We start from the raw sequence: 8,839 nt of genomic DNA, 5'->3' as shown, positions 1-8,839 counted from the left end.
AGGTGCTTCGTGTAGCCGCTGCCGCAGGCTGCGCCCGGGCGCGCAGCGGCCGTTTCTGGATTGGCCACCCGATCCCCCTGAAGGTCCTGCGGACCTTGGCGCAACTGCGCAGGCTCGACAGCGGCCACAGGAATGGGTGGCTACGGCGATGCAATCTGCTAATTTCCGTGGGTGATTTTTTCGACCGTAGCCTGTGGAATCCAACATGACGACACCTTCATCCTCGGCCGGGCGCCTGCCCGAGCCCCAAGCTGTCTGCAGCCCCATTACCCGCAGCGCGATCTTCATCGTCGCCACCCTGGCGCCCGGTGCCGAAGCGGCGCAAACCCTGCGCCAGTGGTGCGCCGATGTCGCCGGGCGCGTGCGCTCGGTGGGCAAGCGGGTACCGGCGGGCAACCTGACCTGCGTCTGTGGTTTCGGCTCCGTCGCCTGGGACCGGCTGTTCGGCGGGCCGCGCCCGGCCGCGCTGCATCCGTTTCGTGAAGTGGGGGTAGCGGGGCGGCTGGCACCGTCCACCCCGGGCGATCTGCTGCTGCATATCCGCGCCGAACAGATGGACCTGTGCTTCGAACTCGCCACCCAGTTGCTCAAGCCGTTGGGCGCTGCGATCGAAGTGGTGGACGAAGTCCAGGGCTTTCGCTACTTCGACATGCGCAGCATGGTGGGTTTCGTCGACGGCACCGAGAATCCGGTGGGCCGCGAAGCCGTGGACTTCACCCTGATGGGCGACGAGGACCCGCAGTTCGCCAATGGCAGCTACGTCCTGGTGCAGAAGTACCTGCACAACATGAGCGCCTGGAACGAACTGACCGTGGAGGCCCAGGAACGCATCATCGGCCGGACCAAGCTGGACGACATCGAGCTGGCCGACGGGGTCAAGCCCAGCTGTTCCCACAGCTCCCTGACCACCCTCGAGGAGAACGGCGAAGAGGTGAAGATCCTGCGCGACAACATGCCGTTCGGACGACCGGGGGCCGGGGAGTTCGGCACCTACTTCATCGGCTACGCGCGCTCGCCGCAGCCGGTGGAGCAGATGCTGGAAAACATGTTCGTCGGGCGGCCGGCGGGCAACTACGATCGCCTGCTGGACTACAGCACGGCGGTGACCGGCGGCTTGTTCTTCGTGCCTTCGGCCGAGCTGCTCGAAGCCTTGGCCGAGCGCGAGCCAACGCCCCTCTGAACCCACACGCCCCCGCCACGCCAGTGCGTGCCGGGGGCGTGCTGGTAATGGGCCGCAATCAGTGGCTGCGCATGCCCGCGGCTTGCATCAGCAGCCGCAACAACCCGGCCACCAGCCCCAGGCTGACCACGCTGGCCAACCAGATGCCGACCAGCCACAACAGTTGCCGCCACCCCGGAACGGGGCGTGTGACCTGGGGCTTATCCATGGGCCAGCTCCAGGACCAGGGCCGTGGTGCAGGCCAGTGTCAGCATCGCGCCCAGGTACAGCAGGCTCAGGTGTGCCACCTGGCGGTGCAAGGGCAGGCGGGCCAGGGTTTCGTGCAGTGTTGGGTGCTCAGTGGTAGCCATCGCCGATCCTCACTTTGCCGCGGAACACGTAGTAGCTCCAGCAGGTGTACATCAGGATGATCGGCAGGATGAACAGCGTGCCGATCAGGATGAACAACTGGCTGGTCAGGGGCGAGGCCGCTTCCCACAGGCTGATGGACGGCGGCACGATGTTCGGCCAGATACTGAAGGCCAGGCCGATGTAGCCCAGGAACACCAGCACCAGGGTGAACACGAACGGCCAGTGCGAATGATGCTGGCGCAAGGTTCCGAGCAAGCCCCAGAACGCCAGCAGGCCCAGCACCAGCAGCGCGCCGAAGATCACGAGATGGGCGTGGCCGAACCAGCGGGTGGCGATCTCCGGATGCAGCATGGGCGTCCACACGCACAGCACCGCGACCACCGCCGTCAGGGCGAACGCCAGGGGCCGGGTGTAGTGGCGCATGCGTGCTTCGAGCATGCCTTCGGTCTTGACCAGCAGCCAGGTGCTGCCCAGCAGGGCATAGGCCACCACCAGGCCCAGGCCGCAGAACAGCGGGAAGGGCGCCAGCCAGTCCAGGGCGCCGCCGGCGAACTGGCGATCGACCACCGGGATGCCGCTGATATAGGCGCCGATCACGATGCCCTGGCACAGGGTCGCCAGCAGCGAGCCGCCGATGAAGGCCAGGTCCCAGATATGCCGCTTCTCGGGGCTGGCCTTGAAGCGGAACTCGAAGGCCACGCCACGGAAGATCAGCCCCGCCAGCATGAACACCAGCGGCAGGTACAACGCCTCGAGGATCACCGAATAGGCCAGCGGGAAGGCGCCGTACAGCGCCGCGCCGCCGAGCACCAGCCAGGTCTCGTTACCGTCCCAGACCGGGGCCACGGTGTTCATCATCACGTCCCGTTCCCGGGCATCGGGGATCAGCGGGAAGAGAATGCCGAGCCCCAGGTCGAAGCCGTCCATGATCACGTACATCATCACCCCGAAGGCAATGATGACGCCCCAGATCAACGATAGATCTATGCCTTGAATAGCCATGATCGTTTCCCTTGTTTCAGTTGTGGTGATCGCCGGACGCGAACGTCTCGGAGATGGCGGACAGTGGACGACGCGGGGTCGGTTCCTGGGCCGGCGTGGCTTCGGGCAGGTGCTCGTGGTGGGGCTGCGGGCCCTTGCGCACCAGCTTCATCATGTAGCCGATGCCCACGGCGAATACCGAGAAGTAGATCAGCACGAACAACGCCAGGGACACGCTCAGCTGCATCACGCTGTGGTTGGACGCGGCATCGCTGGTACGCAGCAGGCCGTAGACCACCCAGGGCTGGCGACCGACTTCGGTGGTGATCCAGCCCGCCAGCATGGCGATGAGCCCGGTGGGGCCCATCAGCAGGACCAGGCGCAGGAACCAGCGATTGCGGTACAGCGCGCCGCCGCGCCGCAGCAGCAGGCCCAGCACCCCGGTGAGGATCATCAGCATGCCGAGCCCGGCCATGATGCGGAAACTGAAGAACACGATGGCCGAGTTGGGTCGGTCTTCCTTGGGGAAGCTCTTGAGCGCAGGGATCTGCTTGTCCAGGCTGTGGGTCAGGATCAGGCTGCCCAGGTACGGCACCTCCAGGGCGTAGTCGGTCTTTTCGCTGTCCATGTTGGGCAGGCCGAACAGCACCAGGGGCGAGGGCTCGTCACCGTGGTTTTCCCAGTGCCCTTCGATGGCGGCGATCTTCGCCGGCTGGTGTTCCAGGGTGTTGAGGCCGTGGGCATCGCCGACCACCGCCTGGATCGGCGCGACGATCAGCGCCATCCACAGCGCCATCGACAGCATCTTGCGCACCGGCGGCGTGTCGTTGCCGCGCAGCAGGTGCCAGGCGCCGGAGGCCCCGACGAAGAACGCCGTGGCGACGAACGCGGCGATGGCTATGTGCGCCAGGCGGAAGGGGAACGACGGGTTGAAGACGATCGCCAGCCAGTCCATGGGCATGATCCGCCCATCGACGATGGAGAAGCCCTGGGGCGTCTGCATCCAGCTGTTGGACGCCAGGATCCAGAAGGTCGAGATCAGGGTGCCGATGGCCACCATCACCGTGGAGAAGAAGTGCAGCCCGCGGCCGACCCGGTTCCAGCCGAACAGCATGACCCCGAGGAAACCCGCCTCGAGGAAGAACGCGGTGAGTACCTCGTAGGTCAGCAGGGGGCCGGTGATGCTGCCGGCGAAGTCCGAGAAACGACTCCAGTTGGTGCCGAACTCATAGGCCATGACCAGTCCGGAGACCACGCCCATGCCGAAGTTGACGGCGAAGATCTTCGACCAGAAGTGATACAGGTCCTTGTAGGTGTTGTTGTGGGTCTTGAGCCAAAGCCCTTCGAGCACGGCCAGGAAACTGGCCAGGCCGATGGTGATGGCCGGGAAGATGATGTGGAACGAGACCGTGAACGCGAACTGGATGCGCGCCAGGTCCAGTGCCTGTAGATCAAACATGACGATACCCTCGTAAAGGCTGGATGCCGTGCAGCCGCCGCCCGTTCGCCGCGAACCGCAAGGGTTCGCGCTACGGGGGCGGGGGCTGCCAGTGGAGGCCGGGGCGCCGGGCCCGGTCAGACGCCGACGGACTGGATCAGGTTGCTGGCCTGGGCCGCCTCCAGGCGGATGGCGATGAACTTGGAAGTCGGCGTATAGGTGCGGTCGCCGTAGCTCTCCAGTGGCACCAGGGGGTTGGTCTCCGGGTAGTAGGCGGCAGCCTGGCCGGCGGGGATGTCATAGGCGATCAGGGTGAAGCCGCTGACCCGGCGCTCGCGGCCGTCTTCCCACAGGGACACGATGTCCACCTTCTGCCCCGGCTCGTAGCCCAGCTTGCGGATGTCCTGTTCGTTGGCGAACAGCACCTCGCGCATGCCGTAGACCCCGCGATAGCGATCGTCCAGGCCGTACAGCGTGGTGTTGTACTGGTCGTGGGAACGCATGGTCTGCAGGATCAGTTGCGGTTGCTCCTTGAGCTTGCGCACCCCGGGGTTGACCAGGTCCGCGGGCAGTTCGCTGGGGGTGAACTGCGCCTTGCCGGTGGCGGTGTTCCAGCGCCGGTCGGCCGCATCGTTGCCCAGGTGGAAGCCGCCGGGGTTGAGCAGCTTGAGGTTGAAGTCGCTGAAGCCCGGGATGGTATCGGCGATCAGGTCGCGGATGCGCCCGTAGTCTTCGATCACCCACAGCCAGTCGATGGGACGCGGGCCCAGGGTGGCGTTGGCGATGCCGGCGATGATCGCCGGTTCCGAGCGCAGGTGCGCCGACTTGGGCCGCAGTTGGCCATGGGAGATGTGCACCATGCTGAAGGTGTCCTCCACGGTGACGCCCTGGGGACCGTTGGCCTGGATATCGATATCGGTACGGCCCAGGCACGGCAGGATCAGCGCCTCGCGACCGGTCACCAGGTGGCTGCGGTTGAGCTTGGTGGAGATGTGCACGGTGAGCTCGCAGTTGCGCAGGGCGGCGTGGGTGCGCGGGGTGTCCGGGGTCGCCTGGGCGAAGTTGCCGCCCAGGCCGATGAACACCTTGGCCTTGCCCTGTTCCATGGCCGAGATCGCCATCACCGTGTTGTGGCCGTGCTCCCGTGGCGGCTTGAAGCCGAAGCGCGCTTGCAGGGCGTCCAGCAACTCGGTAGGCGCCAGTTCGTTGATGCCCATGGTGCGGTCGCCCTGCACGTTGCTGTGGCCGCGCACCGGCGACAGCCCGGCGCCCGGGCGGCCGATGTTGCCGCGCAGCAACAGCACGTTGATCACTTCCTGGATGGTCGGCACCGAGTGGGTGTGCTGGGTCAGGCCCATGGCCCAGCACATGATCACGCGCTTGGCCTTGCGATACATGCGGGCGGCCAGTTCGATATCGGCCAGGGACAGGCCGGACTGCTCGACGATGTGGCTCCAGGACGTGGCGTCGACCTCGGCCAGGTAGCTGTCCAGGCCCGAGGTGTGTTCGGCGATGAAGGCCCGGTCGAACACCGCTTCGCCATTGCTGGCCAGGGCTTCACGCTCCCAGCGCAAGAGGAACTTGGCGATGCCGCGAAAGGCCGCCATGTCGCCGCCCAGGGCCGGACGGAAATAGGCCGAGGAGGTGGGTTCGGAGCCGTTGGTGAGCATCTCCAGCGGGTGCTGCGGATGCTGGAAGCGTTCCAGGCCACGCTCCTTGAGCGGGTTGAAGCAGATCACCTGGGCGCCGCGCTTGACCGCCTCGCGCAGCGGTTCGAGCATCCGCGGATGGTTGGTGCCGGGGTTCTGGCCGATGACGAAGATCGCATCGGCCTGCTCCAGGTCGTGGAACACCACGGTGCCCTTGCCCACCCCGACGCTCTCGAACATGCCCACGGCGCTGGCTTCATGGCACATGTTCGAGCAGTCGGGGAAGTTGTTGGTGCCGTAGGCGCGCACGAACAGCTGGTAGAGGTAGGCGGCTTCGTTGCTGGCCCGGCCCGAGGTGTAGAACTCGGCCTGGTTCGGCGAGTCCAGGCCCTTGAGGTGGCTGGCGATCAGGTCGAAGGCCTCGTCCCAGGTGGTTTCCACATAGCGGTCCTGGGTGGCGTCGTAGCGCATCGGATGGGTCAGGCGGCCCTGGTATTCGAGCCAGTAGTCGCTCTGCGCGGCCAGGGCCGAGACCGTGTACTTATTGAAGAATGCCGGGTTCACCAGGCGCCCGGTGGCTTCCCAGTTGACCGCCTTGGCGCCGTTCTCGCAGAACTTGACCATGCCGTTTTCCGGCGACTCGCCCCAGGCGCAGCCCGGGCAGTCGAAACCGCCGTTCTGGTTGGTCTTGAGCATGGCGCGGATGTTCTTGAAGGCGTTCTCGCTGCCCAGCCAGTTGCGGGTCACCGCCATCAGTGCCCCCCAACCGGCGGCCGCGCCCTTGTAGGGTTTGTATCGATCAACTTCGCTCATGATATTTCTCCAATGCATCGCACGCAGGGAACCGCCCGACATTCAATGGATGTCGATGGTTTCTGACTGCTCAGGCTAAATGCGATTTTGCTGGGACTGGTTATAAGCCCCGTTGTGTTTGTTTGCGTGGAGTAACTTTCGCGGCCTTTTTCGGGCCACGAATAAAGCCTATTCGGCGTCCGTGCAGGCTGTCTAATCGCAATTAATGACCAACTGATCGAGAACCTCTATCGGGGTATTAATTCTTTTGAAAACAATAGGTTGAATTGATTTATCCGACAGCTTTGCGCTTGATAGATGTTTTTGATCAACCAGTTGTTAATAGCGATTGGACGGACTTTTGAATGGCTCTTAATCTTGCCGCCAATCACTCGCGACAAGCGCGGCTGCACTGTCGGAGTTCAACTAATATTCAATGAGTTCGCATCGGCGACAGAGGCGGTGATGGCAGATCAAGTATTGGTGGATGGCTTTGCTCGCCGGGTCGACTATCTGCGCATGTCGGTGACCGACCGTTGCGATTTTCGTTGCGTGTATTGCATGGCCGAGGACATGCAGTTCCTGCCGCGCCAGCGCATCCTGACCCTGGAAGAGCTGTACCAGCTGGCCGAGCGTTTCGTCGCCCTGGGCACCCGCAAGATCCGCCTGACCGGTGGCGAGCCGCTGGTGCGTTCCGGGGTGGTCGAGCTGTGCCGGCGCATTGCGCGGCTGCCGGGCCTGCGCGAGCTGTGCATGACCACCAACGGCTCGCAACTGGGCAAGCTGGCCGCGCCCTTGTTCGATGCCGGGGTCAAGCGCCTGAACATCAGCCTGGACAGCCTCGACCCGCAGCTGTTCCGCCAACTGACCCGCACCGGCGAGCTGTCCCAGGTGCTGGCCGGGATCGATGCGGCGAACGCCGCTGGTTTTACCCGCACCAAACTCAACTGCGTGGTGATGAAGGGGCGCAACGACCAGCAGGTCAACGACCTGGTGGCCTTCGCCATCGACCATGGCCTGGACATCTCCTTCATCGAGGAGATGCCCCTGGGCGCCATCAGCGAACACAGCCGCAGCGATGCCTTCTTTTCCAGCGCCCAGGTGCGCGAGCGGATCGCCGAGCGCTACACCCTGATGGAGTCGGCGGAATCGACCCAGGGGCCGTCGCGCTACTGGCGCCTGGCCGAGGCACCGCAGATCCGCCTGGGCTTCATCTCTCCCCACAGCCACAACTTCTGCGGCACCTGCAACCGCGTGCGGCTGACCGTGGAAGGGCGCTTGCTGCTGTGCCTGGGCAACGAACACTCGATGGACCTCAAGGCCGTGCTGCGTGCCCACCCGGGCGATACCCAGCGCCTGGAACAGGCCATCGTCGAGGCCATGAAGCTCAAGCCCTATCGCCATCACTTCGAGCTCAACGATGAGGTGCAGGTGGTGCGCTTCATGAACATGACCGGCGGCTGACCGGCCCCATCCCTTGCTTGCCCGAATCGTCCAGAGGCCGTCCTTCGATGATCGTCAGATCCAAACCCAACCTGCTCGGCGTGCTGTTTTCGCTCAAGGGCTCGATCGCCAAGCGCATCGCCCTGCGCAGCCTGCTGGTGACCCTGCTGGCCGCCGCCATCGTGTTGATCGAGACCCTGCAGCCGGCGTTCTTTTCCAAGGTCAACGCCACGCCCTTCACCTTGCTCGGGCTGTCGCTGTCGATCTTCATGAGCTTTCGCAACAACGCCTGCTATGACCGCTGGTACGAGGCGCGCAAGGCCCTGGGCAGTATCGTTACGGACGTGCGTTCGCTGATCCGCGAGACCCAGGTGATCGACGATGCCCAGGCGCGCGGCGCGATCCTGCGCAACCTGTGCGGGTTCGCCCATGCCCTCAAGGCCCGGCTGCGCCAGGAGGACGAGCTGGGGGCCGCGGGCACCTGGCTCAGCCAGCTGCCGCCGGCGGCGACCCCGAACGTTAGTGACAACGTGCTGCGCCTGGTCTCGCGCCAGTGTTCGGGCCTGGCCGAATCGGGCCGCCTTGGCGAGTGGCGCTACATGCTGATCGCCAACCTGCTGGCGGGCATGACCACGGCGCAGACCACCTGCGAGCGGATCAAGGCCACGCCGTTGCCGTTTCCCTACACCTTGCTGCTGCACCGCACCAGCTACATGTTCTGCATCCTGCTGCCCTTTGCCATGGCCGAGCCCCTGGGCTGGCTGACACCGATCTTCACCGCCATCGTCAGCTACACCTTCTTCGGCCTGGACGCCATCGGCGACGAGCTGGAAGACCCTTTCGGTCGTGACGAGAACGACCTGCCCCTGGACGCCATCGTGCGCAACATCGAGCGCGAGATCCTCGATGCCCTGGGGGTCACCGAACTGCCGCCGGTACTCGAGCCGGTGGACTACGTCCTGAGCTGACCCACCCGGGTCGCCGGGCTTTCCCTTGCCTGAGGTT

At 64.9% G+C, this 8,839-nt stretch carries 8 protein-coding genes; 3 read left to right on the top strand and 5 right to left on the bottom strand.

What is annotated here, in order from left to right:
* Positions 1-205: 205 nt before the first annotated feature.
* Positions 206-1,180 (top strand): Dyp-type peroxidase, encoded by a 975-nt coding sequence (locus ACK6AU_RS23540; RefSeq protein WP_409301713.1) that lies wholly within the window; start codon positions 206-208, stop codon positions 1,178-1,180.
* 58 nt (positions 1,181-1,238) lie between these two features.
* On the opposite strand, the gene ACK6AU_RS23535 is transcribed toward ACK6AU_RS23540, so the two are convergent.
* The 5 genes from ACK6AU_RS23535 to ACK6AU_RS23515 all read right to left on the bottom strand — a co-directional run bounded on the left by ACK6AU_RS23535 (position 1,239) and on the right by ACK6AU_RS23515 (position 6,412).
* Positions 1,239-1,388, bottom strand: coding sequence for a DUF2474 domain-containing protein (locus ACK6AU_RS23535; protein ID WP_409301711.1), 150 nt, complete (start codon positions 1,386-1,388; stop codon positions 1,239-1,241).
* On the bottom strand, positions 1,381-1,530 hold the full coding sequence (locus ACK6AU_RS23530) for a hypothetical protein (RefSeq protein ID WP_185700797.1): 150 nt from the start codon (positions 1,528-1,530) through the stop codon (positions 1,381-1,383). Before ACK6AU_RS23530 ends, ACK6AU_RS23535 begins: the two co-directional genes overlap by 8 nt.
* Entirely contained in the window at positions 1,517-2,533 is a 1,017-nt protein-coding gene (gene cydB, locus ACK6AU_RS23525) for a cytochrome d ubiquinol oxidase subunit II (protein WP_185700798.1), read from the bottom strand. Before cydB ends, ACK6AU_RS23530 begins: the two co-directional genes overlap by 14 nt.
* Positions 2,534-2,549: 16 nt before the next feature.
* Positions 2,550-3,971 (bottom strand): cytochrome ubiquinol oxidase subunit I, encoded by a 1,422-nt coding sequence (locus tag ACK6AU_RS23520; protein WP_409301708.1) that lies wholly within the window; start codon positions 3,969-3,971, stop codon positions 2,550-2,552.
* Positions 3,972-4,087: 116 nt separating this feature from the next.
* Positions 4,088-6,412, bottom strand: a complete 2,325-nt coding sequence (locus tag ACK6AU_RS23515) for an FdhF/YdeP family oxidoreductase (protein WP_409301706.1) — start codon at positions 6,410-6,412, stop codon at positions 4,088-4,090.
* A 444-nt stretch (positions 6,413-6,856) separates the two neighbouring features.
* Between ACK6AU_RS23515 and moaA the strand changes: the two genes are divergently transcribed.
* Both moaA and ACK6AU_RS23505 read left to right on the top strand, forming a co-directional pair.
* The gene (gene moaA, locus ACK6AU_RS23510) at positions 6,857-7,855 is read left to right on the top strand and encodes a GTP 3',8-cyclase MoaA (RefSeq protein WP_409301704.1); all 999 of its coding nucleotides are present in this window, start codon (positions 6,857-6,859) and stop codon (positions 7,853-7,855) included.
* Positions 7,856-7,902: 47 nt separating this feature from the next.
* Positions 7,903-8,802 carry a bestrophin family protein gene (locus ACK6AU_RS23505; RefSeq protein ID WP_185700802.1) on the top strand — a complete coding sequence of 300 codons (900 nt, stop codon included), beginning with the start codon at positions 7,903-7,905 and terminating at the stop codon, positions 8,800-8,802.
* The last annotated feature ends 37 nt before the right edge of the window (positions 8,803-8,839 follow it).

The organism is Pseudomonas sp. KCJK8993, from assembly GCF_046230915.1.
GTDB classification, from domain to species: domain Bacteria; phylum Pseudomonadota; class Gammaproteobacteria; order Pseudomonadales; family Pseudomonadaceae; genus Aquipseudomonas; species Aquipseudomonas piscis.
The sequence above is the reverse complement of the archived record's forward strand: the minus strand, read 5'-3'. Positions and strand labels throughout refer to the sequence as shown.

What these genes read in the sequence shown, in the direction of transcription:
- moaA (WP_409301704.1), top strand. Translation starts at nt 6,857, where the DNA reads ATGGCAGATCAAGTATTGGTGGATGGCTTTGCTCGCCGGGTCGACTAT.
- ACK6AU_RS23540 (WP_409301713.1), top strand. Translation starts at nt 206, where the DNA reads ATGACGACACCTTCATCCTCGGCCGGGCGCCTGCCCGAGCCCCAAGCT.
- ACK6AU_RS23515 (WP_409301706.1), bottom strand. Translation starts at nt 6,412, where the DNA reads ATGAGCGAAGTTGATCGATACAAACCCTACAAGGGCGCGGCCGCCGGT.
- ACK6AU_RS23505 (WP_185700802.1), top strand. Translation starts at nt 7,903, where the DNA reads ATGATCGTCAGATCCAAACCCAACCTGCTCGGCGTGCTGTTTTCGCTC.
- ACK6AU_RS23520 (WP_409301708.1), bottom strand. Translation starts at nt 3,971, where the DNA reads ATGTTTGATCTACAGGCACTGGACCTGGCGCGCATCCAGTTCGCGTTC.
- ACK6AU_RS23530 (WP_185700797.1), bottom strand. Translation starts at nt 1,530, where the DNA reads ATGGCTACCACTGAGCACCCAACACTGCACGAAACCCTGGCCCGCCTG.
- cydB (WP_185700798.1), bottom strand. Translation starts at nt 2,533, where the DNA reads ATGGCTATTCAAGGCATAGATCTATCGTTGATCTGGGGCGTCATCATT.
- ACK6AU_RS23535 (WP_409301711.1), bottom strand. Translation starts at nt 1,388, where the DNA reads ATGGATAAGCCCCAGGTCACACGCCCCGTTCCGGGGTGGCGGCAACTG.